Raw genomic sequence first — 25,466 nt, forward strand, 5'->3', positions numbered from 1 at the left:
TACCACTGGACTTGCGTTGTCCGTTAAGAAAAGGCATAAGAAAAACGATGAAAAATAGGCTTTTTGCGGTTTTGTGTGGCGTATTTGCCACACAGGCGCTTGCTGACAATGGCATCTGGCTATTCAACGAATTTCCGCGTGAGGCGGTGAAGTCCAGATATGGGTTTGAGGTGACGGATGCTTTTCTCAAAAAGCTGCAGACGGGGAGTGTCCGTTTCAATAACGGCGGCTCGGGAAGCTTTGTGAGTGCGGACGGGCTTGTATTTACAAATCATCATGTGGGCGCCGACTGCATCCAGAAAATCTCGTCAAAAGAGCACGATTATATGAAGAACGGTTTCTTCGCAAAATCGCGTGGTGAGGAGCAGGCGTGTCCGGATCTCGAATTGAATGTCCTGCTGAAGATCGAGAACGTTACGGAGAAGGTGAAGAGCGCCGTGCCGGCTGGCAAGGATGCCGCTGCCGCCAATGCGCTGCGCCGGGCCGAGATGAGCGCGATCGAGAAAGCGTGTTCGACCAGTACGGGGCATCGCTGCAATGTGGTGACGCTGTTTAGCGGCGGCCAATATCATCTGTACGAGTATCAGAAGTACACCGACATTCGGCTCGTGTTTGCGCCAGAGAAAGATATTGCCTTTTTCGGTGGCGATGCCGACAACTTTACCTATCCTCGCTATGACCTGGATATTGCGTTCTTCCGCGTCTATGAGAATGGCAAGCCGCTGCGGCCGATCGCTTATTTTCCTTTTTCGAAAGAAGGGGTGAAGAACGGCGAACTCGCGTTTGTATCGGGGAATCCAGGCTCGACGGGCCGACTGCTGACCTATGCGGAGATGGAGTTCCAGCGGGATGTTCAGTTGAAGCTGACGCTGGAGCGGATCCGGTCGTTGATCGCCGTGTTGAAGGACTACTCGAAGCGCGGTCCGGAAGAGGCTCGGGTGGCGCTGGAGGAGATTTTCGGCGAAGAGAATAGTCTGAAGGCCTTCACCGGATTCATGAGTGGGCTGACGAATCCGAGCTTTATGGCGAAGAAGAAAGCGGAAGAAGATGCGATGCGGGCGGCGATTGCGAAGGATCCGGAGAAGGAGAAGCTATACGGCAGCGCCTGGACCGAGATTGAGAAGATCAATGCGGACTTTGCCCGCTTCTATCAGAATTACGTTTTGTTTGAGACCACGCCGACGCGTGACAGCGTGCTGATGACGATTGGCCGCCGGGTCTATCGCTATGCAAATGAGAAGGCGAAGCCGAATGGGGAACGGCTGCGGGAGTACAGCGATGCGGGGCTGGAGAGTCTGGAACAGGAGATGTACAGCACGGCGCCGATCTCGCCCAGTCTGGAAGAGGCGGTGATTGCGGAGTATCTGCGTTTTGCCCTTGCGAAGCTGGGGCCGGAGAACCCGACTCTGAAGGAGATTCTCGGTGGCAAGTCTCCGGAAGCTGTGGCGAAGGAGGCGGTGGCGACGACGAAACTGCTGGATGTTGCAGAGCGGAAGCGGATTGCCAATTCTCGTACAGTGGCGAACACCGAGCCTGATGGGATTCTGCGAATCATCCGGGCTCTGGAGCCAGAGGCGCGGCGTTACCGCCAGATGTATGAAGACCGGGTGATGGCGCGGCAGGCAATTGAGAGTGCGCGGATTGCACAGGCGCAGTATGCGCTGGGCGGGAACGTGTATCCCGATGCGACCTTCACGCTGCGGCTGAGCTTTGGAACGGTGAAGGGATACCGGAATGCGAAGGGGGAGGCTGTTAATTGGTCGACGGACTTTGCGGGGCTGTACAAGCATGCGACCGGCCAGGATCCCTTTGCTTTGCCCCAGCGCTGGCTGGAGGCAAAGAAATCGCTTGCGCTGAAGACGCCCTTCAACTTTGTGACTACGGCGGATACGCATGGCGGCAATAGCGGGAGTCCGACGCTGAATACGAAGGGCGAGGTGATCGGGATTCTATTTGACGGCAACATTGAAGGCTTGCCGAATCGCTACCTCTATACGGACGAGCAGGCTCGGAGCGTCCATGTTGCGAGTCAGGGGATTCTGGAGGCGCTGCGCAAGGTGTATCGGGCGCAAACGCTGCTAGAGGAGTTGGAGCGGCGCTAAGCGACTGGAATCGCTTTTAAGACGCTGGTTGCAGGAAGACGCCTGCAATCACGCGCGAGGTGGGCCTAGCGAAACGATGCTCCACCACTCAGCGCTGTGTGAGCAGGGCAAAACCTTTCTTGTTTTCATGCACCTTGAGCGCTTCCAGTTCGATGCGATGTTGTTGAGCTGCACTCTGGGCTACCTGGAGTGCCCATTTGTCATATGGACACTCTGAGGCCTTTTCTAGAGCCTGAATTCACTTTGAAGCAGGGCAGGGAATGGGCGCTGGAGGAAGAGGCCAGCGGTGGAATCGTGTTGCCTGCCCAAACGTTCTCTCGACGACCTTGGCAGGATAAAGTCCTTCTTTGCCGTCGATAGCTTTACTATGTCCAGTTGGATCCCGTGCTGGCTGGCCGCCGTCGATCCGGTATCGCGCTGGTCTACCCAGGTGAGTGGACTTGAGCGCAGGTGAGGCCATCCTTCAAATGTTAATGAACGCTTCTAGTGCGTGATGCTGTTGCTGGGCTTCTCATAGAGAAGCGCGGTATCGTCTTTTCCGATCTGACGCCACCCTTTGAGCGGTAACACCTCGTTCAGTGCGTTGTCCTTGGGCACCAGGGCGTGTGTGAAGTTCCATTGCTTCCAGTACGGTTCCCAGCCCGGCCTGGCTTCGGGAAGCAGCAGATAGTCCTTGCTGAACTTCGCGCCGTAATAGTCGCTCCGTCCATCGAAGAAGACCTTGCGCTGCCCGGCATAACGATAGAGAATCCAGCCGCCGAAGCGGTCGCTGGTAAAGATACGGGCGTCGGCGGGCAGGGCTGCAATCTGCGCGGCCAGCTTCTCCGGGAATACATCCACGGGGAAGCCTGCGCCCTGCGGAAACAAGGCCGAGCGTCCGGCCAGCACCAGCAGAACCAAGACCACCGGCATGAGGGCGTAGCCCTTGAAGTTGCGATCGAAGTTGCGCAGGTTCGTGTTGTATTGGAGCATGCTGTCGCGCAGTTTGGCGATCCGTTCGGGAAGGTCGCGCGCCTCGGCAATCGCCTGGCAAATCGCACTCAGCGCGAGCGGCAATCCAACCAGCGCCATGAGAGGAATGCCCCGGGCCGAGCGCAGCGCGCCCGCGAATAACACCGTGCAAAGAATGCCGCGTGCCCAGTGTCCCTGCATGCAGTTCAACGCGATTCCGGCTCCCACCATCACCATGCCAAGCGTGATCGCCTCTGCGCCATCGACAAAGAAGTTGAAACTCTGGAATTCTCCGACATGCGACAGGAGTTCTTTGTCGCTCAGATAGCGAACGATGTGTTCGTGGACATGCCAGCCGTACGGATTGACGAAGCTGCCGAGCGTGGCGGCGGTCGCCCAGGCTGCCAGCGTTTTCCAGCGGGCCTGGAGACGCAGGAATGCCTCGCCCGCATAGAGATAGAGAATTGCCGCGCCAAGAAAGAAACTGCCGTGGATGTTGGCCCAGAGCACGCCCAGCAGAAAGACACCGCTCAGATGAGTCCATTTGAGTTTTTCAGGTCCTCTTTCCGCTGCGAGTGCGGCCAGCAGGAGAAAGACCCATCCGTAAAGATGCGGCCGGGCGAGCCAGTGGATGTTGCAGGCGGTGAGCATGATCCACGTCGCCAGACAGGTGGGAATGAACCAGACACCCAGCGTCCACATCAACTGAAACCACAGCCAAGTGACGGCACCCAAGACCGCTAGGTAGAGGAAGTAGACTCCGCGCAAACCGTCCCATTGGTGTGCGATTGCCATCGAACAATCGGCCAGCCACTCCCAGGCGAACCAGGCGCCGCCGGGCTTTGAAAACGAATAAGGCTCCGTGTGCGGCACCTGCGCGGTGGCCAGCACCACTTCGCCATTGCGGATGTGCCAGCCGGTATCCGAATCGCGGAACAGCATCTGCATCCCGTTGAAGGAAGTGAGGCAGTAGAGCAGGATGATCGTGGTTAAAAGGAAGGCGATGTCCGGGATGAACCAGCGCCGCACCCAGCTCACTTCTTTCATATCTTTTCGAAATCCAGTTCGTCGCCCACCACGGTGCCGGTTTTGGCGGCCATGCCAGTGGGCAACTCCAATACGCTGTGCGCACGGAGGCAGAAGCTGAGCCGGCTCTTCACCATATTGGCCCGGATTTTCAGGACTTTCTTTTGCTTGTTCAAGTACAAGACATCTATCGGGAATTTCATGCCAAAACTGTGTACCGCTTCGCAAGGAGCAATCCAAAGTCCGTCGCCTTCTTCAAGTGAGGAGTGCTGCAACAGGCCGCGACGCCGCAGTTCGCTGGTGTTGGCAATGCCGGCATGGGTGGTGAGGGTGCCTCCGGATCTGCGGTTGGTCACCCGGAGGCGCTTCTCGCTAGAGGACATGAGAATCCAGAAGGCAGAGGTCGAGGGTCATGAAGCGTTAGGGTACATCAGGCGACGCCTGGGACGCAATTGAGGTGGGCTTGACATTCATTTTAGTTTTAACTAAATTCAATTGCCATGGAACCGAGTGTCCTCCGTGCGATCGCTTCTCCCCGCCGCCGGGAAATTCTGCGCATGGTCTGGGACGAGGACAAGAGCGCCGGATCCATCCACCAGGCGATGCCCGATGTCAGCTTCGGAGCGATTTCGTTGCAGCTTCGCAGCCTCTTGCAGGCCGGGCTGGTCGAGGTGCGTACGGAGCATCGCAATCGCTACTACCGTGCACGGCGGGAAGCGCTCGGCGCGGCGGCCGGCATTCTCGAGCAGATGTGGGACGATGCGCTCTGGAGTCTGAAGGTGGCCGCGGAGTTGGAGGCGACGCGCCGCGGACCCAAGCAAACTGTGAGGTCTTATGCCTGAACTGCCGTACTCTCTTTCGCGAAGGATTGTCATTCGGGCTACACCCGAGACCGTTTTTCGCTTCTTTACCGACAGCACGCGCTGGGCAAAATGGTGGGGCAGCGGATCGACCATCGATCCCAGGCCCGGCGGCAAAGTCTACATCCGCCATGGGAATGGAATCGAATCGCTCGGTGAAGTTTTGGAGTTGGAAGAGGGGCGGCGCATCGTCTTCACCTATGGTTTCGTGAGCGGCCATCCCATTCCGCCTGGCAGTTCCCGGGTGACGATCGAACTCACGCCGGACGTGGATGGAACCAGGCTGGAACTCTTGCATGAGCTTGCAGAAGCCGGTCCGCGCGACCAGCATGTGCAAGGCTGGCGCTTCCAGCTCTCCCTGTTTAGCAATGCCGTCGCCGACGAGGCCTACGCGAATGCGGCAAGCGTGGTGGACGCCTGGTTCGCCGCCTGGAGGATTGCGGATGATTCAGCCCGGGAAGCGGCCTTCCGGCAAATTGCCGCTGAAGAAGTCCGCTTTGCAGACCGCTATAGTGCGCTCGACGGCATCGCCGATCTGGTCGCACATTCAGGAGCTGCGTTGCGCTTCATGCCAGGCGTTGCTCTGGAGCGTAAGGGGCCTGTCTCGCAGTGCCAGGGGCTGGTGCTGGCCTCTTGGGCTGCTGTTGGCACCGATCAAACGAAAATGCCATCCGGGACGAATGTGTTTCTCTTCCGTCCGGATGGCAAGATTCTTGCGGTGACAGGCTTGGCGAACTAGTCCGCGTGCAGGCTGGCGCGCGGGTCCTGGCTCGCAGAGATCCAGGCCGGCACAAACGAGGAGAAGACCGCCACCAGGAAGATGAAGCTCAACACACTTGCCAGCACGGCGGGGTCTGTCGGCGAGACCCGGTAGAGGAGATCGGAGGCGGCCGTCGCGACGGAGATTGCAACAACCAGTCCTGCGATCTCTCCAGACAGCACCCACAGCAACGCGTTGCGCGTTGTCTGTGCGACGAGCCGCCCGCGTCCCGCGCCCACCGCAAGGCGAACAGCGATCTCCTTGCGCCGCACCGCGAGCGATTCGCGCATCACGCTATGAATGCCTGCGCCGGCCAGCAGTACAGCGCCCAGCGAGAAGATCATCAGCAGCGACGCATTGAAGCGGCTCCGCGCGGTATTGCGCTCGAGCAGTTCCTCCATCGTCGCCTCGCCTGCGATGGCTTGTGTGGGGTCGATCTGGCGCAGCGTGTTTCTCACCAGTTGCAGCAGTTCTGCGGTGGGCACGGTGCCGCGCAGCACCAGATAGTTGGTGGGTGCTGTTACCTGTTGGTCGGGAACATAGATGTCGTCGTTGGATTGCACGACGCCGCGATAGCGGGCATCGGCGACCACACCCACCACCTTGCGCCAAGCGCCAAAGCTGCGCATCTTCTGGCCCAACGGCTCCCGGCCACTGGCGCGCACCTTCTGGGCCAGTGAGCGGCTGATGATCACTACCTTCTCGGCGCTCTCCGTATCGTGATCATTGAAGTCGCGGCCGCTCAAGAACGGAGTGCCGACCGTCTCAAAGTAGTGCGGAGTGATCGCCTCAAAGTTGGCGGTGGTAATCAAATGTGGGTCCCTGCTTCCGGCTTCATATTCGAAGCTGTATTGGGTGTCCCAGCCCACCGCGCCTTCGAGCGGACGCAGTAGCACCGCTGCAGCGCTAGTGACTTCGGGGCGGGCTCGCAGGTGGTCCAGTAGATCGCGATAGAAGCGGCGGCGCGACTCTGCGTTCACGCGTTGGCCGCGCAGCGCCAGATTCATGGTGAGGGTATCGCGATGGGCGAAGCCCGTCTCGGTGCGCTGCATCGCGCGGTAGCTGAGCGAAAGCAACAAACCCACTCCCAGGATCGCGACGGTGAGCGCGGCTTGTAGAAAGACGAATCCGTTCTGCATCTGCGCGCCGCTGCGCGAGCCCGCGGTCCGTGCTCCGCCATCGCGCAGGAGCTGATCGAGATTCTTTCTCCGCAGCAGCAAGGCCGGGCCAACGCTGCAGGCGATGGTTGCCAGTAGCGCGGTGGTGGCGGCAAAGGTGACAGCTGTCCCGTCCAGTCCCGCTGTTTCGATGCGCGGGATGTCGGCGGGAGCCCAATGGATGAGCAAGCGGATCATCGCGGTAGCCAGCATCGATCCGATGAGAGTCGCGACCGAGGCGGCAACCAGGCCCTCCACCCCAAACTGCAGCAGGATCTGCGCCGGAGACGCGCCAATCGAAATGCGTGTCGCGACTTCACGCCGTCTGACCAGCGCTCGCGACAGGAATAAGTTGCCCGCGCTGACTGCTGCTGAAACCAGCAACAACAGCGAGGCGAGCAACGAGATGAGCAGTTGCGACTTCGATGAGCCGGTCAGGAAATCAGCAAGAGGCGTGACGACGGCATGTTGCGTTTGGGAATAGATCTCCGGGTGATCGCGATACTGCAACTGTACGGTGCGTTCGGCAGCATTCTGTAACTCGCCTCTGGTGACTCCCGGCTGCACGCGCACAACGGCCTGCAACCAGATGAGGCTGCGGTCCGTGTTCTGGCGCAAGGGCACCCACAGACCGGCGCCGCGTGGAAAGTCGACATCGGCGCCCATCACGCCGATGATCTGGTGCCCCAGTCCATTCAACTGGATCGTTTGTCCGATCACATCGCGGCGAGCTCCAAACTGATTCCGCCACACTCCATGCGACAAGATCACCACTGGGCTCGCGTTGGTAGCTTCATCGGCGGTCTCAAAGTTGCGGCCCAGCATCGGCGCAACGCCAAGCACCCGGAAGAGGTCTGCTGTTGCCGGGCAAGACTCGATTTGTACCGGTTCCTGGCGCCCCACCTGCAGCACACGGCCATTGCCGTATAGCGCGGCAGGAATCAGCGCAACATGGGCGATCTGCGGAATCGTCGCGCGCAGATCCTCTAGCTCCGGAACGGCCAGTTCGCCAACGGCGGGTGTGTTCGCCTGGCTGTCGCGCTTCCAGAGTAGATGAACATTCTCCTGCTGCGGGAAAGGAAGCGGATTCAACACAACGGCGTGCACCAGCGAGAACATCGCGACGCTCAGCCCGATGCCGAGCGCAAGAATGCCAGTGGCATAGAGATAGGCATCGCCGTTGCGCCGGTAGGATCGCAACGCGAAGCGCATATGCCGGACAATCATGCCCATCCGGTGGAACGCGTGCGTGTCCTGCACCTGGTCTTCAATCGCACCGTCCTGGCCGAGAGCGAGCCTCGCCTTACGGGCGGCCTCCACCTCGCTGTCCCCCGCCTCGCGGAACTCGCGCTTCAGTTCTTCCAAGTGGAAGGCGAGTTCCTCGCGAATCGGGTCTTTGCGCCTGAGCCAACGGTGAAACATCTAGACGCTCCTCATCACGCGAGTGACGGCCAACACGGAAGCGCGCCAGCGGTTCCGCTCGATCTCGATCTGCTTCTTGCCTGCAGGCGTTAGAGAGTAGTAGCGAGCTCTGCGGTTAGTAGGCGAGATCTCCCAGTCCGCGCTGATCCAGCCATTGGCTTCCAGACGCCGCAGGGCGGGGTAGAGCGATCCATGATCCACCAGCAAGGTTTCAGAAGAGCGATCCTCGATCCTCTTTGCGATCTCATAGCCATTCGCCTTCTGGCGCAGCAGCACCTGAAGGATCATCATGTTGAGCGTGCCTTGCAGAAGCTCGGCCTGTTGGTCTGCCATCGCTTCAGATCATAACACTCTACCGGTAGACAAACTACTATCAGTCGCCGCGCAGCGCCTCCACCGGAGCAATGCGCGAGGCCCGTCTTGCGGGGAGATAAGCGGCAAGCGCCGCGGCTGTCAGCAGGAAAGCCGGCACCAGCGCATAGGTGAGAGGATCGATCGGACTCACCTCAAACAGGAAGCTGGTCATGTACTGCGTCAGTGGAATGGTGATCGCAAAGCCGCAAGCCACTCCGATGGCCGCCAGCAGCACGCCATGATTGAGGAACATGCGGCGAACCAGTTCGGCGGGCGCGCCCAGTGCCATTCGGATGCCGATCTCCCGAGTCCGCTGCGCGATCGAATAAGAGATCACGCCATAGATGCCAATGATGCCGAGCAGCAGCGCCATGCCTGCCGAGATCGACAACAACAGCAGCGTGAAGGTGGTGCGCGACAAGGCGCGGTTGTAGATCTCCTTCACGGTGCGCAGGTTCGCGATGGGCAGTTGTGGATTCACAGACCAGATCGCTTGCTGCACCTCTCGGGTGAAAGCGGAAGTGCCGGTGCGCTGGCTTCGGATCACATAGATCATGCTGCGGTCGATCTCGATCGCATGGCCCCAGAAATCGCGCTTCAGCAGTGGCCAGTACACAATCTTGGGTGCTGCTTGATCCGGGCCATCCTGACGTTCTATGCCAGCCACGCCGACAACCTCGCGCCAGATGCCGGTGGAGGTTTCCTTCACTCTTTTTCCCAATGCAGCCTGTGGGCTGCCCCACATCTCGAGGGCCAGATTCTGCGAGACGATCGCCACTGGCCGTGTTTCGAAGATGTCGGTCCAGGTCACATCGCGGCCGGCGACAAGCGAATTCCCCATGGCCGCAAAGTATCCCGGCCCTATGTTTTTGTGGCGGCGAAGCGGAGGGAACTTGTTCGGCTCGATGGGCTTGTCTTCGGCATAGAGAGGGTCCGAAGAGGTGTTGCCGTCCATGGTGACTCCGGTCGTCATCCCAACCGTGGTCACGCCAGGGATCTCAGACAGCTTGGCGACGATCGCTCTTTCCATTGCCGCGGCAGCGTGAGGGTCCTTGACCTGCGCTTCCGGAATGAAGAGCCGGAGCGTCAGAATCTGTTCGGGAAGCGTGAAGCCGGGATGCACCTGATGCATGGCTATCGAGCTTCGGATGAGCAGTCCAGAGACCAACAGCAGCACCATCGCCATGGTCACTTGCACCACCACCAGCGTGTTGCGTGTACGATGCCGTTGCCGTCCGTCGCTCACGTTGCGGTTGCCCGCGCGCAAGGCGGTTTGCAATTGCGGCCCGGCATACTTCAAAACCGGCGCAAGGCCCAAGCTCACTCCCGCCAGGAGCGTGATGGCGGCAGCAAAGCCAAGGACTGTCGCATCGATCGAGAGTTCGCCGAGCCGTGGGAGATTCGCGGGGGCAAGCCAGATCAAGAGCTGAATCGCCGCGCTGGCCACTCCGACGCCCAACAAGCCGCCGAGCGCGGCAAGCGTCAGTGTCTCGGTTAACATCTCGCGGGTGAGCGTCATGCGGCTGGCGCCCAGCGCCGCGCGCACGGCCAGTTCCTGTTGCCGGCCATCTGCCTTCACCAGCAGAAGATTCGCGACATTCGCACAGGCAATGAGAAGCACGATCCCTACAGTCACCATCAATAGCCAGAGCGTCTTTGCTGCGTCGCCGATCACTTCGGCCTTGAGGGGCTGCACGCGCGGACCCATTTTCGATTCTTCGAGCATCCCTTTCGAGATGCCCGGTGCGAGCTTAAACTTCTGTGGCAGCATCGCAATCATGCGCATGACGTCGGCGTTGGCCTGTTGGATCGTGACGCCGGGCTTGAGCCGCGCAATCGCCCGATAAGAAAAGTTGCCGACAAAGACCTTGCTCCGATCCCACTGGAACAACTCAATGATCTCGAAGCGCCGGTTCAGAAATCGAAACTGCTCGGGCAACACGCCGATGATCTCTTTCAGGTTTCCATCCACCACCAGTTTCTGGCCGATAATTTTGGGATCCCCTCCAAAGCGGCGCTGGAAATAGCCATAGGACAGCATCATGGTATGAGGGCTGCCCGGCTGGTCATCGACACGGGAGAAGAGCCGGCCCAGCGCGGGGCGCGCCCGCAGCAATGGGAGTGTTGCATCGGTCACCAGCAAACCGTCCACCTGTTCGGGCTCTCCGGTGCCTGTGATGCTCGAGGAGGAGCCCGACCACATGCCAATGTCTTCAAAAGAGCGGCCCTCTTCACGATAGGTAAAGTAGGTGGCGGGAGAGGCATTGAGTTCTTCAATTTGCACTCCCGGCGCCGTCTGAAACACACCGACCAGCGCGTCTGGCTGCGGGTAGGGGAGCGGACGGATTAGCACCGTGTTCAGAATCGAAAAGATTGCCGTGTTTGCGCCGATCCCAATTGCCAGTGTGAGTAAAGTCACAGCCGTGAACAACGGAGCGCGCCGCATCCGCCGGAAACTCTGGATGAAATTGGAAGTGAGAAAGGACATGACTGAGAGCAAATACGGATGAGCGTGGGAAAAGTTGCCAAAAAATCGCAGCGCTATAATTTGCCTTTGGCAATCGTGAAATCCTTCTGGCGCAGCGCGGCATGGAAACCCGCGGTGTTCCTCCTCTCTCTTGTCCCTCTTGCTCACTTGGTCTGGCGTTTCGAGAACAATGATCTCGGCCCCAATCCTCTTGAGGAGCTGACCCATGTCACTGGCGATTGGGCGATCTGGTTCCTGCTGCTCTCGCTGGCGATTACGCCGCTGCGCCGGCTTCTTGGACAACCGGATCTCATCCGCTTCCGGCGGCTGCTCGGGCTCTTCGCCGCTTTCTACGCGGTGCTGCATACGGGCGTCTGGGCCTATTTCGACAAGCAACTCGACCCCACCGAATTGATTGCCGATCTGACCCTGCGCCGCTTCATCATTGCGGGCATGATCTCCTTGGTGATCCTGCTGATTCTCGCTGCGACCTCGACCAACGCGTCCATTCGATTTCTCGGGAAGAATTGGCGAAGGCTGCATCGGCTGGTCTACCTTGCCGCTGCGCTCGCCGTGCTGCATTACTACTGGTTAGTGAAAGCAGACACGCGGCTGCCGCTCAGCTATGCAGGCATTCTGCTCCTCTTGTTGCTCGCCCGAACGATTCCCCTCCGGAGTAACGCGAATCTGACAAAATGATGTCAGCCGTGAGACGCCTTCTAGCCTGGATCGTTGTTGCCTGTGCAAGCAGCCTTGCACAAACCCCTGACGCGCAGTTCTTCGAATCGAATGTCCGCCCAATCCTGCGTGCCAATTGCTGGGGCTGCCACAGCGAAGCAAACTCCACCTCCGGCCTCTCCCTCCAGACTCGCGAATCGATCCTGCGCGGCGGCAATCGCGGCGCCTCTGTCGACATCATCTTGAACGCGGCCCGCCATGTCGGCGACCTCAAAATGCCGCCGAACAAGCAACTGGCGCCCGATCAAATTGCGACCCTCGAGAAATGGTTTGCCGCCGGTCTGCCTATGCCCGAGAACCTTGCAAAGTCCAAGCGTGCGGGTGGCAAGCACTGGTCCTTCCAGCCCTTGAATCGCGCCGCGATTCCTGAGGTTGCCAATGCCTCCTGGCCGAAGAATCCGATCGACAACTTTATCCTTGCGAAGATTGAAGCAGCTAAGCTCATGCCTGCGGTGGAGGCTCCCAAGGCCCTGCTGCTGCGCCGCTTGAGTCTCGATCTCACCGGCCTTCCTCCCACGCCCGAGGAGACCAAGGCCTACCTCGCCGATACCAGCGCCAACGCCTACGAGAAGCAGGTGGACCGCCTGCTTGCCTCGCCGCACTACGGTGAACGTTGGGGCCGCCTCTGGCTCGACATCGCACGCTATGCCGATTCCGATGGCTACACGATCGACGCGCCGCGCGACATCTGGATGTATCGCGACTGGGTCATCAACGCGATCAATGCCGACCTGCCCTTTGATCGCTTCACCATCGATCAGCTTGCCGGTGACTTGGCGCCGAACCCCACCACCGAGCAACTGATCGCCACCGGCTTCCACCGCAATACGACCTCAAACTATGAAGGCGGTATCGACTTTGAACAGTACCGCGTCGAGGCTGTTGCCGATCGCGTCGCCACCACCGGGTCCGCCTGGCTCGGCCTGACCCTCGGTTGTGCGCGCTGCCACGATCACAAGTTCGACCCTGTCTCCCAACGCGAGTATTACCAGTTCTTTGCCTTCTTCAACAACAGCGACGAGGTGGACAAGGAAGCCGACCGCAAGTTCTTCAACAAGCCCTTCCTCGAACTCGGCAGCGAGAAGGAGAAAGCGGAGTTTGCTGTCTGGCAGGCGGACATCATCCAGGAAGAAGCGAAGATCCGCCGCCACATCGAACTGAATCCAGGCGACCAGGAAAAGGACGAAGTCCTCAAGGGGCTCAACAAAGAGATGGCCGCGCTGCGAGCGAAGAAGCCCAAGCTACCCCGCACGATGATCATGCGCGACCTGCCCACGGCCCGTCCGGCTTATGTGCATCTCGGCGGCGACTTCATGCGCAAAGGCGCTCCGGTTACGCCCGGCACTCTCGCCGTACTGCCTGCGATGGCGAACGCCGGCCCCAATGCGAATCGTCTCGATCTTGCCAAGTGGATTGTGGACCCAAAGAATCCGCTCACGCCACGCGTCACCGTCAATCGCATCTGGCAGCAATACTTCGGCCGCGGCATTGTTGATTCGGAGGCCGACTTCGGCACTCAAGGCGACAAGCCTACCCATCCGGAATTGCTCGATTACCTCGCGCTGCAGTTCATCGACAACGGCTGGAGCCAGAAGAAGCTACACCGGCTGATCGTGACCTCAGCCACCTACCGGCAATCCTCTTCTGCCACCACCGCCGACCCGGAGAATCACCTCTTCGCACGCCAATCGCGCCTGCGTCTCGACGCCGAAATCATCCGTGATTCTTCGCTCGTCGTCAGCGGTCTCTTCTCGCCGAAGCTCGGCGGGCCAAGCGTCTACCCGCCGCAGCCCGCGGGTGTCTCGCAAGTCACTCAAGTGCGTCGCGAATGGAAGGTGTCGCCTGGCGAGGATCGCTATCGCCGTGGCATGTACACGTTCTTCCAGCGCGCCGCGCCGCATCCCAGTCTGGTGGTCTTTGATGCGCCCGACGCCTCCACCGCCTGCACGCGGCGTCCCCGTTCAAACACTCCTTTGCAAGCGCTGACACAGTTGAACGATGAGGCTTCCGCGGAGTTTGCCGATGCGCTGGCGCGCCGCATGACAGCCGCTGCGGCCAACGATGACGCGATCCTCGCAAAGGGTTATGAGATCAGTTTGAACCGCGCGCCTCGCCCGGAAGAGCTGGAGCGTCTGCGTCGCTTTGTCCGCGTCCAGCGGGATTCGCAACACGATCCCTGGCCCGCCGTTGCCCGCGTTCTAATCAACCTCGATGAGTTCCTGACACGCCCATGAAAACTGAAGACATCCTCACCCTCCATCGCACCCGGCGTCACTTCTTTCGTGACTGCGGCATCGGCCTTGCGGCGCAGACTCTGATGGGCGCAGTCCAACACCATGAGGCGAAGATCGACCACGTCATCTATCTCTTCATGTGTGGTGGCCCGAGCCAGCTCGAGCTCTTCGATTACAAGCCGGAGCTGTCCAAGTACGACGGCAAGACCGCGCCCGATTCCTTGCTCAAGGGCAAGCGCTTCGCCTTCATGGACACCTTTGCGAAGGACCCGCCCAAGATGCTCGGCACCCGCCGCAACTTCAAGCAATATGGGCAATCGGGAATGCACTTCTCAGACCTGGTGCCCAACATCGCGAAGGTTGCCGACAACCTCACGATGTTCCACGGCATCTCGACGGAGAACTTCAACCATGGCCCGGCGAAGCTCTTTGTCAACACTGGCTCCATTCGTCCCGGACGCCCCAGCATTGGCAGTTGGGTCACCTATGGCCTGGGCAGCGAATCGAAAGATCTGCCGGGTTTCGTTGTGCTGCAATCGGGTCCGCGCGGTCCCCGTGGCGGTTCGACGCTGTGGTCCAGCGGCTTCATCCCGACAAGCTATCAGGGCGTCCCCTTCCGTTCGACGGGCGACCCCATTCTGAATCTGTCGAGTCCCAAGGGCGTCAGCAGCGACCAGCAACGCCAGACCATCGAGGCGTTGCGCGACCTGAACGCGCTCGAGAAAAACTTCACCGGCGACAACGAAATCGATACTCGCATCACGCAATATGAGATGGCCTTCCGGATGCAAACCTCAGGTCCGGAACTGATCGATTTCGCGAAAGAATCGCCGGCCACGATCGAAGCCTATGGCGCCAAGCCCGGCGCGCCGGAGCATGCCTTCGCCAACAACTGCTTGCTGGCGCGACGGTTGGTGGAACGTGGCGTCCGCTTCGTGCAGCTCTATCACACCGATTGGGACCATCACGACGATCTGACGAAGCCGCTCGATCAGGTTTGCCGCGAAGTCGATCAGGCTTCGGCCGCCCTCATTGCCGACCTCAAACAGCGCGGTTTGCTCGATCGCACGCTGGTCATCTGGGGCGGGGAATTTGGCCGCACACCGATGGGCGAAGTGCGTGAGAAGGGCAAGATCGGCCGCAACCATCACATCGATGCCTTCTCGTTATTCATGGCTGGCGGAGGCCTCAAGCCCGGCTCCATCCTTGGCGTAACGGACGAACTCGGCTTCTCTCCGACTGGCGACAAGATGCACGTCCACGACATCCAGGCGACGCTGCTGCACCTCTTGGGCATCGATCACAAAAAGCTAACCTATCGCTACCAGGGCCGCGACTTCCGCCTGACGGATGTCTCGGGCGAAGTGCTGCACAAGGCGCTTGCTTAGTCGGCTCGCAGGAGTGAGGCAGGCGCCACTCGCAGCGCGCGGAATAGAGGCGGAATCGCGGCAATCACTCCCGCGCCCGCAATCGTCAGGCAAGGGATCCACAGCAGGTGCAGCTCATTCGTTTTCACTGCAAAGAGTAGGTTTTGTACGTAGTGCTGCGTGCCCAATCCAGCGCTCAGTCCCGCGATCAGTCCAATGCCGATCATCGCGACGACGGATATGCCAACGCTCCAGATCACGTCCTCTCTCTTGGCCCCAAGCGCCATTCGGATCGCGATCTCGCGGCGCCGCTGCCAAACGCTGTAGTCCAGCACTCCATAAAGCCCAATACCCGCAAGCAAGAGTGCAACGCTCGCAAAAAAGACCGATAACAGCGCCAGCAGCCGTTCCCGCACATAGTGAGAATCCACCATTTCCTGCTGGGTGCGGATGTTATAGACGCGCATCGGAATCTCCTTCCGTAAGGTAGGAATCATCGGAATCGGGTCGCCACTGGTCCGTATCAGAAAGGTTCCGAAACGCCGCAACTGTTCCTTCCCGTCAGCATCTACGCTCGAGAAAGGAATCGCCATCATGGGACGAAAATCTTCTTTTAGCTCGCGATAGCGTATGTTTCCAATGAGTCCGACAATCTCGATTCTCTCCGTGCGAGTCAGGTCAATCGACCTCTCTAAGTACTGACCAACTGGGCTCTTCCCATCGGAATGCCGGTCAGCAAAGGCTTGGTTGACGATGGCCACTTTACGTTTTTGATCTTGGGGCTGGAAATCCCGTCCCGCACGGATCGGAATTTTCATCACGTTGAACCATCCCGGCGATGCTCCCACTGCATCTACGGAAAGAGCGTTGCTCAGCACTTCTCCATTCATCCGAACCGCCTCGCTCCAACTGCTTCCTCCGAGGAATGGGGCATTGCTGTAACCCGCAGCCTCCACTCCAGGAATCTGTTGCAGCTTTTGCGCTATCTGGCTCCACGTCTGTGGCCCCAGTGCCTCCGGAGACTCGACTTCGATTCCCACCACTCTCTCTGCGGAGAAGCCAAGCGGCTGTTGCGACAATCGTTCAAAGCTCGCAACGAAAAGGCCCCCGACAAAGTGGACCACCAAGCAGAATGCAACTTGCGCCGATACCAGTACATACATCAGGCGGCGCTTCGAATGAGGGTTGCCACCACCCTTCAAATCCGCGACTGGATCCGTGGCGGTGACTCGTAGTGCCGGCATCAAACCGAATAGAAATGTCACAACTACGGCCAGGCCGCACGCGAAGAAAAGCACACGCCAGTCCGCGGGCAGGACGAGCCGCGCAGGGTTGTTGGCGGGGTTGATCGCACTCACCACGAACGGGGCGGCCCACCATGCGAACAGTCCCCCGAGCACCGAAGCGAACAGGGCAAGCAAGAAGCTTTCCATCAGCACAAGTTGCAGCAAACGTCCCCGGCCCGCTCCGATTGAAATTCGCAATGCCATCTCTCGCATTCGCGATGCTGCTTGCGCCGCCATGAGATTCGCCACATTCGCGCAGGCGATCAGCAACACCAGTCCAATTAAGACGCTCAGGACTCGCAGCGATTCGCGATAGCCAATTTGCAAGGCCGAAACTCCGGAATACGCAGACAGTAGCTCCAAGCTCGGAGCCAGATACTGTTCCCGTATTCGCGGCAAACTCGACGTTGGCCAATCTTTTACTCTTTCTTTGCGCACTCCCTGGATCGCCGCCTGCAAAGCCTGCCGCAGAACTTCCCGCGTCTGTGTTGGCTCTACTTGTGCCCAGATGCGAAACCAGTTCACTCGCATGCTAGGCACCGCAGAAGCATTGACCATCATCGGCACAAAGACGTCTGTCATGGTCCCGGGCTCGGTTCCTGTGAAACCTTCTTCCAGCACTCCAATGATTTCGAGCGGGCTGTCACTCATCACAAGGCGCTTGCCGATCACACCGGGATCGCCTCCAAAGCGTCGCTGCCAATAGTCATAGGACAGGACCGCGAAAGGATGTGCGCCAGGCCTCTCATCGTCCGTGCTACTCAACAGCCGACCCAATGCAGGCTTGAGCCCAAACACCGCGAATGCGCTCCCGGAAATGTGTTGGCGATAAGCCTGTTCCATCTCTGCTTCGCCCCCAAAGCTGAGACTGATGCGGCCCGGATAGGAAACTGCGAGCAACACGGCGCGGTCCTTCACTGCATCCCGCAAGATCTGGAACTGGGGATAGTCAAATGAAGCGGCCATGAATTTCTTCCCGGCATCATTGGTCCCCTCGATCGCTAGATAGTGCAACTTCTCCGGGCTCGCCACCGGCAAGGGCCGCAGCAACAGGGCATCGATCAACCGAAAGGCGGCCGTACAAGCGCCAATCGCCAATGCCAGCGACAGGATGGCCGATGCTGATGCGATCCGGTGCTTGCGAATCTGACGCGAGCCAAACACCACATCGGCCCGCAACGAGTCGAGCCAGGTGGCTACTTTCACGTCATAGCTCTGCTCCCGATGGCGCAGCATCGAGCCGAAAGCCCGCCGTGCTTCCTCGGGATCGCGACCCTCTGCCACTGCCTCCGCAATATGCGACTCGATCTCGGCATCGAGATCGAGCCGGATCTTTTCCGCTCGGGTCAGGTTTGTCATGCGTGTCCAAAGTGACATGAGTTACTCCGCTCTCAACATTTCTGCCGGATCCACACGAAGCGCGCGCAAGAGCGCAGGCATGGCCGCCAGCAGTGCGGCGCCACAAATTACGAGTGCCGGAATCAACACGAGGGATGTCTCTGTCGGCTTCACCCCAAAAAGCAAACTCCTGAAGTACTGCTCGGCCATCATGCCGGCACTGATACCGACGGCTGCGCCCACGGCGATCATCCCCACCACGCCGGCAGAGATCATACCGGCGATATCGAAGGACTTTGCACCGAGCGCCATGCGGATTCCGATCTCCTTCCGCCGTTGCAGCACCGAGTAGTCCAGCACCCCATAGAGTCCCACCGACGCCAATACCAGGGCAACGACGGCAAAGAACAGCGAAAGCACGGCCAGCATGCGTTCTCGAATGGTTTTCGATCGCACCAGTTCGTCCTGGGTGGCAAGCGCGATGACGCGAAAGCCGCCGTTGCTTTGCATGATTTCACGCCGCAATTGTCCAGCCAGCGAGAGCGGCGGCCCTTGGGTCCGGACCACAAAAGTGGCTCCATCCTTCGTATTCGAATGAGCGTTGAGCGGGAGGTAGACGGTGGGATAGATGGGCTCTCGAAGCTCGGTGTAGCGTGCGTTTCCGACCACTCCCACAATCTCGATCGCCGTCTCCTTTTGCCCGCCTCTCGGCGCCCTGGACTTCCTCATCAGAATGCGGCCCACCCCGCTCTCCCCCGGAAAGTACTGATCGATGAAGAGCTGGTTCACCATCGCAACCTGAGCCGATTCGGTCGGGCGATAGTCGCGGCCCTGCAGCAGCGGAATCTTCATCGTGGCCAGCCAATTGGAGCCCACGCCAAGCTGATAGATGGTCGCGTGATCGTCCAGCTTCTTTCCAGGAATGGAGAGGCTGAGGGTCGCCGAGCTTTTTCCCATCAGCGGCCACGCTGAGATTGCAACCGACTCGACCCCATCCACCTGACGCAGGCGTTCCGCAATCTCTTGCCATTTCTCGAGCAACTGTCGTTCCGGTGTTTCGGCGTCGATCGTCAATAGGCCATTGGCCTCAAAGCCAAGCGTTTGATGCGAGAGTCGCTCAAAGCTGGCGACAAACATTCCTGCCGTGAGCTGGACCACAAAGCAGAAGGCTACTTGTGCCGCAACCAGCGCTTGCATCAGTCGATGACGCGAGTGCGGACTCCGGTCCCCCTTCAACGCATGCAGCGGCGTCAAGCGCGAAGCACGCAACGCAGGCGGCAGTCCAAATAACAGGCTGACGCCCACCGCCAATCCGAGTGCGAAGCATAGCAATCTTCCGTCTGTTGGCAGAGCCAGCCGAACAGGATCGGAACTGGTACTGATCATCGCGATCACGAGGGGCGACGCCCACCAAGCAAAAAGAACTCCCAATACAGTCGCCAGCGCTGCCAGAATCAGGCTCTCGACCATCACCAATTGCACCAGCCTGGCCCGCCCGGCGCCGATCGAAACACGAAGCGCCATTTCTCGACCGCGCGCTGCCCCGAGCGCACTCATCAGATTGGCGACATTGACGCAGGCGATCAGCAGCACCAACGCCACCAGGCTTGCAAGAACGAGCATCGAATTGCGGTAAGTCGTCTGGAGTTCGGAATTTCCGTTGCCTGTCGCGTCCAGATGCAGTCGGGGAGTCCCTGCCTGCGTTCCGTAGCGCTCGAGTCGGAGCGAAAGCATGCCCGCGCTCAGTCTTTGCCGAAGGGCTTCTCCATCGGTCCCGGGTTTGAGTTGCACCCAGGTTCGGATCCAGCCGACACTGGAATCCTTCACCCATTCGGCATTCATCATTGTCGGGATGAAAAGATCCGTCATCAAGCCGGGTTCCGTTCCGGTAAAGCCCGGCTCGAGGACGCCGACAATCTGGTAGCTGCGAGCGCCAATCTGAAGCTTGCGGCCCACGATCTCGGGGTCTGCTCCAAAACGTTGCTGCCAGTACGGGTTCGAAATCACGACGTAGGGATGGGCATCGGGCGTGCGGTCATCCTCGGCGGTCAACAGGCGGCCAGCTGCGGCCTTCAGCCCAAATGTCTGGAAAGTTGCGCCCGAGACATACTGCATGTCGGCTCGTTCGAAATCCTTCTCGCCGCCGTAGCTGACCGCGACTCGCTGGCGCCCAGAGATCCCCATGACGTCCGCATCTTTCCCGGCTGCGTCTCGAAATCGCTCGAACATCGGATAGTCGAAAGAGTTCGCCTTGACGAGCTCCCCGGTGTAGGTGTGATGGTCGAAGAACAGCGTGTAAAGCCGCTCCGGGTGGGAGATTGGCAGGGGCCGCAGCAACAGCGCATCGATCAAGCGAAAGGCCGAGGTGCAAGCTCCAATCGCAAGTGCAAGCGAAAGGATCGCGGCTGCTGAGGCCACGCGATGCTTCCGGATCTGCCTCCATCCAAATACAGCATCGGAGTGCAAAGAATCAAGCCAGGTCGCCAGTTGGGCGTCCTCACTCTCCTCTCGCTGGCGCAACGGCGATCCAAAGGCCCGCCTCGCCTCCGCCTCATCGCGACCCGCCTCGACGGCGTCTGCGATATGAGCTTCCAATTCCTCATCGATCTCGCGACGCACCCGCGACGATCGGACTACGTTTGCGATGCGAGACCAGAGTGACATCTCATGCCATCCTGAGAACCCGATTGACTGCCGCGGTCACTTCATCCCAGCGCGTCTCTTCCGCGGCGAGTTGCTTCCTGCCGGCAACCGTCAGATCGTAGGTGCGAGCCCGGCGTCCGGTATCCTTCACCACCCAGGCCGCCTTCACAAACCCGGCTTCTTCCATCCGGTGTAGGGCAGGGTAGAGAGACCCCTCCTCCACCCGCAGCACCTCGTCGGACATCTCCCGAATCGCGGTCATAATCGCGTATCCGTGCAGGCCTGGACGACGCGAAAGAATCTTGAGGACCATCAGGTCGAGCGAACCTTGCAGGCTGTCAGGTTTCTTCATACTCAGTAGTCTAAGTATACAGATGGCTGAGTATCTGTCAAGAGCCCGTTACACTGGTCCTATATGGCATCTAAATCCTACCCGGCCCCGCCGCCGATGTCGATCGACACGAGCAAGAAGTACACTGCCACTTTCGACACCTCCAAAGGTCAGATCGTTGTCGATCTGTTTCCACAGAATGCACCAAACACGGTGAACAATTTTGTCTTCCTTGCAAAGGACGGCTTTTACGACGGACTGAACTTCCATCGCGTGATCAATGATTTCATGATCCAGGGTGGCTGCCCGGAAGGCAGTGGCCGTGGCGGTCCTGGCTATCGCTTCAATGATGAGTTCCAGGGCAATAGCAACTGGCTGAAGCACCAGGTGGGCAGCCTTGCGATGGCGAATGCCGGTCCCAACACGAACGGCAGCCAGTTCTACATCACGCATATCAAGACCGATTGGCTCGACGGCAAGCACACGGTGTTTGGCCAGGTGAAGACCGGCCAGGACATCGTCAATGCGATCCAGCAGGGCGACAAGCTGACCAGCGTGACGATCAGCGAAGCTTAGTTGTTAGTGCGCAGCCTGCGGATCACGTCCGCGCACCCGGTCATAGAGGTGCTTACCGTTCGTGGTCCCCAGGCTCGTATTGTAGAGGCTGTCCTGGCCGAGGCCTTCGCGCAGGTCTTCGAGGAATTCGTGGAGCTCTCGCAATTGTTCGGCTAAGGCGGGTTCTTTGACGCCATGCGGGGTCAGGAAGAACATCTGGTAGCCGCCATGGGTAAGCTGAGCGATCTCATGGCCGACGACTACCCCGGCGCGTTCGATCTCAACCGTCTCCCCGCGATCCACCAAAACTGCGGCGCAACCTTTGCGCATGACCGCAGCCTTGCCCTCACCCTTTTTGCCCACGGCCATGCCGGCCTGCCTCAGCGTTTCCAAACGATCATCGAAGCTAAATTCACGAGGCTTTTCCCGGCGAAAGAACATGTCTTCAGTGTACCGTGAGGATATGAGTTTCCTCGACAGTCTCGAGAACAACCTGAAGGCGCTCGAATCGCGCGAGGAGAAAGACCCCGCCAAGGTGAAAGAAGAGCTGGAGCGCCGCGAGGCCGATCGCCAGACTGCCCTTGCTGCTGCGCCGGTGGCCGAGGCGCTTCGCACCGGGCCCTTTACAGAGAAGTTCTTGACCGCTTGCCGCAGTCTGGGGCATCAACAGCGCACGATGGTGCGCTTTACCTGGCTTGATACGACACTGCGCCTGGAGGCAAAAGAAAAACGCCTCGATCTCAAGCCGACTGCGGCTGGGGTCGAAGCGTCGTTCTTTCTAAACCAAGAGTTAACCGGAACCGAAATGCTCACCTTGAGCGAGGATCCGGATGGATTGGCCCAGCGCTGGCTGAGCGAAGCAGCTTAGGGGTGCTCTGCACTATGACCGGCGGGAGCCGCATGGGCTTCCGTCGCCGCGGCGCCATGGCCGTGTTCCTGGAGCGGATAAGGCTTCGACGGGATCGTCGAATAGACGTACAGGAACACCAGAACCGCGGTGGTCAACACCGTGATCGGTCCGATCAAAAACATCTTTTCGCGGTCAGTGTATGCGTTCGAGCTATGGGACGTTGCAGACATTCGATAATTGTTTCCTAACTCCAAGTTAAACTAAAAGTTCCTCCCCGTGATCACGCTCCAGAATCAGTTTGAGCAAAACTTTGTCACCACCTCGGTGGACTACGTCTTCAATTGGGCTCGCAAGTCTGCCATTTGGCCTCTCAGCTTTGGCTTGGCTTGCTGTGCCATTGAGATGATCGCTAGCACCACCTCGCGCTTCGACATTGCTCGTTTCGGCGCAGAAGTCTTTCGTCCCTCTCCGCGCCAGGCCGATCTCATGATTGTCGCCGGTACGGTGAGCCTCAAAATGGCGCCCGTCATCAAACGCATCTATGACCAGATGCCCGAGCCGAAGTGGGTGATCTCGATGGGCGCCTGCTCGAGCGTCGGCGGCCCCTTCAACACCTATTCGGTCTTGCAGGGAGTGGACAAAATCATCCCGGTCGATGTCTACATCACCGGTTGTCCGCCACGCCCCGAGAATCTTTTCTATGGCTTGATGAAGCTGCAGGATAAGATTGACCAGATGAAGACGCTCACGCGCAAGCCGACCCATGTCCGCTTGAATGAGGGGATGTTGAAGGACTTTGAAAAGCGCGTACAGATCGGATGATCCACGCTCCGCACTTCAAAGAACTTTTTGCGATCGAGCATGGCTTTGGGACTCGGGACGAGGAGTCCTGGCTGCCTTCAGCCGGACATGCCTGGGCGAAGCAGATTCATTCTGACCGGGTGATTCGCGCCACAACTGAAGGCCTGCAAGGCGAAGCAGATGCCGTGGTGACCACGGTGCCGGAGTTGTGGGTCTCCATTCGTACCGCCGATTGCCTACCGATCCTGCTCGCCGATCCGGGAGCGGGTGTTGTGGCTGCGGTTCACGCCGGGTGGCGCGGTACAGCCGCAAAGATCGTTGCAAAGACGGTGGAGAAAATGGTTGAGCTCGGCGCCGAGCTTACGACGATTCATGCGGCGATCGGGCCTGGCATTGGCCTGTGCTGTTTCGAGGTTGGCCCGGAGGTCTCGTCAGAGTTCGGTGTGACAGGCCGCAGTTGTATTGATCTTGCCGGAGTGAACGAACGGCAACTCCAACTTGCAGGCCTTGAACTGGAGAACATCTGGATCTCGGCGCAATGTACGAAGTGCAATCCCGAGTTGTTTCATTCCTATCGCGCTGAGCCGGGTACTGCCGGCCGCATGGTGAGCGCGATTCGTCTTGTCTGAAACCCTCAAAAATATTTAGCACTTGTGATGGTTTCCTTGCGGTTCCTACGCATGGATGGACAGGAAGGCGGTGGAACCGCTTCCTGAAATTCAGACTCAAAGAGGACCATACAATGAAAACCAATATCTCCATCAAAACGAAGCTCAATGCTGGCGGGATCCATGTCAACCACAACACTCCGGTTGTGAAGACCAAGGTCAACGCTGGCGCAATCACGGCGAATCACAGCACTCCGGTCGTAAAGACGAAGGTGAGTGCTGGCTGCCTGACGGCAAACCACAATGCACCGGTTGTAAAGACCAAAGTGAGCGCTGGCTGCTTGACGGCGAATCACAACACTCCGGCCGTCAAGACCAAGGTCGTTGCTGGCGCACTGTCCAACAACCACAACGTCGTCATGGCTTAAGCATCAGCTTGGACAAAGAATGAGGGAGGGGAAGTCGGCTGGATGAGGCCGGATCCCTCTCCCGATGATGAGGTAGTCTTACGGAAGGTGTCTGCTTCTGATTCCCTTCCAGTTACTGTGTTGCTCCAAAAATGGCGCGATGGGGACCAGTCTGCTCTCGACCTGCTGACTCCGATCGTTTACAGTGAACTCCGGAGACTAGCCGGCCATTCCATCCGCCGCGAAAGGCCTGGCCACACGCTGCAGCCCACCGCGCTGCTCCATGAAGCCTACGCGAAACTCGCGCAGCAAGGCCAGCACGATTGGCAGAATCGGGCTCATTTTTTTGGCGTGGCTGCCCATATCATGCGGCTGATTCTGGTGGATCATGCCAGGAAGAAGAAGCGGATCCGGCGCGGGAGCGGAGCGGTCAATCTCCAGCTCAATGAGTCTCTCGACGCCGTGCAGCAGCGCCCCGCTCTGCTTGTCCAACTCGATGATGCACTCAACGAACTGGCAAAATTTGACGAACGCAAGGCGAAGGTCATCGAGATGAGATTCTTTGCGGGAATGAGTCTGGAAGAAACGGCGGAGGCGCTTGGCGTCGGTGTGGCGACGATTGGCCGCGAACAGCGGTTGGCGCAAGCCTGGATTGGACGCTACCTGTCTCCCGCAGAAGAAAAGAATTGCGAATGATGATCGATTCCGGGAGCGGACAGCGCTAGAGCGTTCGTAAGATTGCGGATCCCCGCAGCTTACGGATTTCATCCAGAAAAGGAAACTCTAATGACTGTCAAGAAGAATGCCTCTTTGCCGATCCGTACCGCCATTCGCTTCGGAGCGATCAGTGTCAATCACAATGCAAGCGCGGTTCCCGTGGTTCGTACTGCGATCCGTTCCGGCGCCATCAACCTCAATCATAATGAGCGGTGTGTTTCGTCCGGCCGCTAGTCTGCAATCATGAAGATCACGAACGCCCGTTTTGCCACGATGGCGTTCGTGATTTGCGCCCGTTGCTGCCTATCGGATTGAGCTCTCTTTTGCGATAATCGAAGCTACGCAAGACGGGAGAGACTGCCGCTTTGTCAGGCAGCGCCGAAGGAGCAACCGCCCCGGAAACTCTCAGGCAAAAGGACCGTTTTCGTGTTGGAAATCTGGAAAGTGTCGATCGCACAAGCGAATCGTCCGCCGACGGGATAACACTCTCAG

23 protein-coding genes and 1 riboswitch are annotated in these 25,466 nt (G+C 59.1%); of the genes, 13 read left to right on the forward strand and 10 right to left on the reverse strand.

What is annotated here, in order from left to right; genetic code table 11:
• Positions 1–47 precede the first annotated feature (47 nt).
• Positions 48–2,102 (forward strand): S46 family peptidase, encoded by a 2,055-nt coding sequence (locus M017_RS0116150; RefSeq protein WP_080507847.1) that lies wholly within the window; start codon positions 48–50, stop codon positions 2,100–2,102.
• A gap of 483 nt (positions 2,103–2,585) precedes the next feature.
• Here the strand turns inward: M017_RS0116150 and M017_RS0116160 are convergent, their stop codons facing one another.
• Together M017_RS0116160 and M017_RS0116165 are read right to left on the reverse strand one after the other, a co-directional pair.
• Positions 2,586–4,100 carry a hypothetical protein gene (locus M017_RS0116160; RefSeq protein ID WP_031499169.1) on the reverse strand — a complete coding sequence of 505 codons (1,515 nt, stop codon included), beginning with the start codon at positions 4,098–4,100 and terminating at the stop codon, positions 2,586–2,588.
• Positions 4,097–4,462, reverse strand: coding sequence for a DUF192 domain-containing protein (locus M017_RS0116165; RefSeq protein WP_031499170.1), 366 nt, complete (start codon positions 4,460–4,462; stop codon positions 4,097–4,099). The genes M017_RS0116160 and M017_RS0116165 overlap by 4 nt, the downstream gene beginning before the upstream one ends.
• A 117-nt stretch (positions 4,463–4,579) precedes the next feature.
• Here M017_RS0116165 and M017_RS0116170 point away from each other — a divergent pair, with 117 nt between their 5' ends.
• Positions 4,580–4,921: an ArsR/SmtB family transcription factor gene (locus M017_RS0116170; protein WP_031499171.1), complete on the forward strand. Its 342-nt coding sequence runs from the start codon at positions 4,580–4,582 to the stop codon at positions 4,919–4,921.
• Positions 4,914–5,678, forward strand: a complete 765-nt coding sequence (locus M017_RS27830; protein WP_051670241.1) for an SRPBCC family protein — start codon at positions 4,914–4,916, stop codon at positions 5,676–5,678. The genes M017_RS0116170 and M017_RS27830 overlap by 8 nt, the downstream gene beginning before the upstream one ends.
• Here M017_RS27830 and M017_RS0116180 read toward each other — a convergent pair.
• Genes M017_RS0116180 through M017_RS0116190 form a run of 3 tightly spaced genes read right to left on the reverse strand, consistent with a single transcriptional unit; the run spans position 5,675 to position 11,120 of the window.
• The gene (locus M017_RS0116180) at positions 5,675–8,278 is read right to left on the reverse strand and encodes an ABC transporter permease (protein WP_031499173.1); all 2,604 of its coding nucleotides are present in this window, start codon (positions 8,276–8,278) and stop codon (positions 5,675–5,677) included. The two genes, M017_RS27830 and M017_RS0116180, sit on opposite strands and share 4 nt — an antisense overlap.
• Positions 8,279–8,611 (reverse strand): PadR family transcriptional regulator, encoded by a 333-nt coding sequence (locus M017_RS0116185; protein ID WP_031499174.1) that lies wholly within the window; start codon positions 8,609–8,611, stop codon positions 8,279–8,281. It abuts the gene before it with no gap.
• A gap of 40 nt (positions 8,612–8,651) precedes the next feature.
• On the reverse strand, positions 8,652–11,120 hold the full coding sequence (locus M017_RS0116190) for an ABC transporter permease (protein WP_051670243.1): 2,469 nt from the start codon (positions 11,118–11,120) through the stop codon (positions 8,652–8,654).
• A gap of 75 nt (positions 11,121–11,195) precedes the next feature.
• Between M017_RS0116190 and M017_RS0116195 the strand changes: the two genes are divergently transcribed.
• Genes M017_RS0116195 through M017_RS0116205 form a run of 3 tightly spaced genes read left to right on the forward strand, consistent with a single transcriptional unit; the run spans position 11,196 to position 15,459 of the window.
• Entirely contained in the window at positions 11,196–11,798 is a 603-nt protein-coding gene (locus M017_RS0116195; RefSeq protein WP_238325973.1) for a protein-methionine-sulfoxide reductase heme-binding subunit MsrQ, read from the forward strand.
• Positions 11,798–14,071 carry a PSD1 and planctomycete cytochrome C domain-containing protein gene (locus M017_RS0116200; RefSeq protein ID WP_051670245.1) on the forward strand — a complete coding sequence of 758 codons (2,274 nt, stop codon included), beginning with the start codon at positions 11,798–11,800 and terminating at the stop codon, positions 14,069–14,071. The genes M017_RS0116195 and M017_RS0116200 overlap by 1 nt, the downstream gene beginning before the upstream one ends.
• Entirely contained in the window at positions 14,068–15,459 is a 1,392-nt protein-coding gene (locus tag M017_RS0116205) for a DUF1501 domain-containing protein (RefSeq protein WP_031499178.1), read from the forward strand. The genes M017_RS0116200 and M017_RS0116205 overlap by 4 nt, the downstream gene beginning before the upstream one ends.
• Here M017_RS0116205 and M017_RS0116210 read toward each other — a convergent pair.
• Genes M017_RS0116210 through M017_RS0116220 form a run of 3 tightly spaced genes read right to left on the reverse strand, consistent with a single transcriptional unit; the run spans position 15,456 to position 21,057 of the window.
• Positions 15,456–18,101 (reverse strand): ABC transporter permease, encoded by a 2,646-nt coding sequence (locus M017_RS0116210; protein ID WP_031499179.1) that lies wholly within the window; start codon positions 18,099–18,101, stop codon positions 15,456–15,458. The two genes, M017_RS0116205 and M017_RS0116210, sit on opposite strands and share 4 nt — an antisense overlap.
• Positions 18,102–18,104: 3 nt before the next feature.
• Positions 18,105–20,726, reverse strand: a complete 2,622-nt coding sequence (locus M017_RS0116215; protein WP_031499180.1) for an ABC transporter permease — start codon at positions 20,724–20,726, stop codon at positions 18,105–18,107.
• A 1-nt stretch (position 20,727) separates the two neighbouring features.
• Complete coding sequence (locus M017_RS0116220; RefSeq protein ID WP_031499181.1) at positions 20,728–21,057, reverse strand: PadR family transcriptional regulator; 330 nt, start codon at positions 21,055–21,057, stop codon at positions 20,728–20,730.
• Between the two features lie 63 nt (positions 21,058–21,120).
• Between M017_RS0116220 and M017_RS0116225 the strand changes: the two genes are divergently transcribed.
• The gene (locus M017_RS0116225) at positions 21,121–21,612 is read left to right on the forward strand and encodes a peptidylprolyl isomerase (RefSeq protein WP_080507851.1); all 492 of its coding nucleotides are present in this window, start codon (positions 21,121–21,123) and stop codon (positions 21,610–21,612) included.
• Positions 21,613–21,615: 3 nt separating this feature from the next.
• On the opposite strand, the gene M017_RS0116230 is transcribed toward M017_RS0116225, so the two are convergent.
• Positions 21,616–22,032, reverse strand: coding sequence for a hypothetical protein (locus tag M017_RS0116230; protein WP_051670246.1), 417 nt, complete (start codon positions 22,030–22,032; stop codon positions 21,616–21,618).
• A gap of 22 nt (positions 22,033–22,054) precedes the next feature.
• On the opposite strand from M017_RS0116230, the gene M017_RS0116235 reads away from it, so the two are divergent.
• Positions 22,055–22,459, forward strand: coding sequence for a hypothetical protein (locus M017_RS0116235; RefSeq protein WP_031499184.1), 405 nt, complete (start codon positions 22,055–22,057; stop codon positions 22,457–22,459).
• Here M017_RS0116235 and M017_RS0116240 read toward each other — a convergent pair.
• The gene (locus M017_RS0116240) at positions 22,456–22,671 is read right to left on the reverse strand and encodes a hypothetical protein (protein WP_031499185.1); all 216 of its coding nucleotides are present in this window, start codon (positions 22,669–22,671) and stop codon (positions 22,456–22,458) included. The genes M017_RS0116235 and M017_RS0116240 overlap by 4 nt on opposite strands.
• Before the next feature lie 46 nt (positions 22,672–22,717).
• Here M017_RS0116240 and M017_RS0116245 point away from each other — a divergent pair, with 46 nt between their 5' ends.
• The 5 genes from M017_RS0116245 to M017_RS29385 all read left to right on the forward strand — a co-directional run bounded on the left by M017_RS0116245 (position 22,718) and on the right by M017_RS29385 (position 25,208).
• The gene (locus tag M017_RS0116245; protein ID WP_051670250.1) at positions 22,718–23,263 is read left to right on the forward strand and encodes an NADH-quinone oxidoreductase subunit NuoB; all 546 of its coding nucleotides are present in this window, start codon (positions 22,718–22,720) and stop codon (positions 23,261–23,263) included.
• Positions 23,260–23,871, forward strand: coding sequence for a peptidoglycan editing factor PgeF (pgeF, locus tag M017_RS0116250; protein ID WP_051670252.1), 612 nt, complete (start codon positions 23,260–23,262; stop codon positions 23,869–23,871). Before M017_RS0116245 ends, pgeF begins: the two co-directional genes overlap by 4 nt.
• Before the next feature lie 113 nt (positions 23,872–23,984).
• Positions 23,985–24,278 carry a hypothetical protein gene (locus M017_RS0116255; protein WP_031499188.1) on the forward strand — a complete coding sequence of 98 codons (294 nt, stop codon included), beginning with the start codon at positions 23,985–23,987 and terminating at the stop codon, positions 24,276–24,278.
• A gap of 42 nt (positions 24,279–24,320) precedes the next feature.
• The gene (locus M017_RS0116260) at positions 24,321–24,953 is read left to right on the forward strand and encodes a sigma-70 family RNA polymerase sigma factor (protein ID WP_080507853.1); all 633 of its coding nucleotides are present in this window, start codon (positions 24,321–24,323) and stop codon (positions 24,951–24,953) included.
• A gap of 90 nt (positions 24,954–25,043) precedes the next feature.
• Positions 25,044–25,208: a hypothetical protein gene (locus tag M017_RS29385; RefSeq protein WP_155121446.1), complete on the forward strand. Its 165-nt coding sequence runs from the start codon at positions 25,044–25,046 to the stop codon at positions 25,206–25,208.
• 104 nt (positions 25,209–25,312) lie between these two features.
• Positions 25,313–25,405, forward strand: a riboswitch (glycine riboswitch).
• The last annotated feature ends 61 nt before the right edge of the window (positions 25,406–25,466 follow it).

This window comes from Bryobacter aggregatus MPL3, assembly GCF_000702445.1.
GTDB lineage: Bacteria > Acidobacteriota > Terriglobia > Bryobacterales > Bryobacteraceae > Bryobacter > Bryobacter aggregatus.

What these genes read in the sequence shown, in the direction of transcription:
- M017_RS0116210 (WP_031499179.1), bottom strand. Translation starts at nt 18,101, where the DNA reads ATGTCACTTTGGACACGCATGACAAACCTGACCCGAGCGGAAAAGATC.
- M017_RS0116220 (WP_031499181.1), bottom strand. Translation starts at nt 21,057, where the DNA reads ATGAAGAAACCTGACAGCCTGCAAGGTTCGCTCGACCTGATGGTCCTC.
- M017_RS0116205 (WP_031499178.1), top strand. Translation starts at nt 14,068, where the DNA reads ATGAAAACTGAAGACATCCTCACCCTCCATCGCACCCGGCGTCACTTC.
- M017_RS0116225 (WP_080507851.1), top strand. Translation starts at nt 21,121, where the DNA reads ATGGCATCTAAATCCTACCCGGCCCCGCCGCCGATGTCGATCGACACG.
- M017_RS0116165 (WP_031499170.1), bottom strand. Translation starts at nt 4,462, where the DNA reads ATGTCCTCTAGCGAGAAGCGCCTCCGGGTGACCAACCGCAGATCCGGA.
- pgeF (WP_051670252.1), top strand. Translation starts at nt 23,260, where the DNA reads ATGATCCACGCTCCGCACTTCAAAGAACTTTTTGCGATCGAGCATGGC.
- M017_RS0116260 (WP_080507853.1), top strand. Translation starts at nt 24,321, where the DNA reads ATGAGGCCGGATCCCTCTCCCGATGATGAGGTAGTCTTACGGAAGGTG.
- M017_RS0116215 (WP_031499180.1), bottom strand. Translation starts at nt 20,726, where the DNA reads ATGTCACTCTGGTCTCGCATCGCAAACGTAGTCCGATCGTCGCGGGTG.
- M017_RS0116160 (WP_031499169.1), bottom strand. Translation starts at nt 4,100, where the DNA reads ATGAAAGAAGTGAGCTGGGTGCGGCGCTGGTTCATCCCGGACATCGCC.
- M017_RS0116185 (WP_031499174.1), bottom strand. Translation starts at nt 8,611, where the DNA reads ATGGCAGACCAACAGGCCGAGCTTCTGCAAGGCACGCTCAACATGATG.
- M017_RS0116240 (WP_031499185.1), bottom strand. Translation starts at nt 22,671, where the DNA reads ATGTCTGCAACGTCCCATAGCTCGAACGCATACACTGACCGCGAAAAG.
- M017_RS0116235 (WP_031499184.1), top strand. Translation starts at nt 22,055, where the DNA reads ATGAGTTTCCTCGACAGTCTCGAGAACAACCTGAAGGCGCTCGAATCG.
- M017_RS0116230 (WP_051670246.1), bottom strand. Translation starts at nt 22,032, where the DNA reads ATGTTCTTTCGCCGGGAAAAGCCTCGTGAATTTAGCTTCGATGATCGT.
- M017_RS27830 (WP_051670241.1), top strand. Translation starts at nt 4,914, where the DNA reads ATGCCTGAACTGCCGTACTCTCTTTCGCGAAGGATTGTCATTCGGGCT.
- M017_RS0116180 (WP_031499173.1), bottom strand. Translation starts at nt 8,278, where the DNA reads ATGTTTCACCGTTGGCTCAGGCGCAAAGACCCGATTCGCGAGGAACTC.
- M017_RS29385 (WP_155121446.1), top strand. Translation starts at nt 25,044, where the DNA reads ATGACTGTCAAGAAGAATGCCTCTTTGCCGATCCGTACCGCCATTCGC.
- M017_RS0116190 (WP_051670243.1), bottom strand. Translation starts at nt 11,120, where the DNA reads ATGTCCTTTCTCACTTCCAATTTCATCCAGAGTTTCCGGCGGATGCGG.
- M017_RS0116255 (WP_031499188.1), top strand. Translation starts at nt 23,985, where the DNA reads ATGAAAACCAATATCTCCATCAAAACGAAGCTCAATGCTGGCGGGATC.
- M017_RS0116150 (WP_080507847.1), top strand. Translation starts at nt 48, where the DNA reads ATGAAAAATAGGCTTTTTGCGGTTTTGTGTGGCGTATTTGCCACACAG.
- M017_RS0116170 (WP_031499171.1), top strand. Translation starts at nt 4,580, where the DNA reads ATGGAACCGAGTGTCCTCCGTGCGATCGCTTCTCCCCGCCGCCGGGAA.
- M017_RS0116200 (WP_051670245.1), top strand. Translation starts at nt 11,798, where the DNA reads ATGTCAGCCGTGAGACGCCTTCTAGCCTGGATCGTTGTTGCCTGTGCA.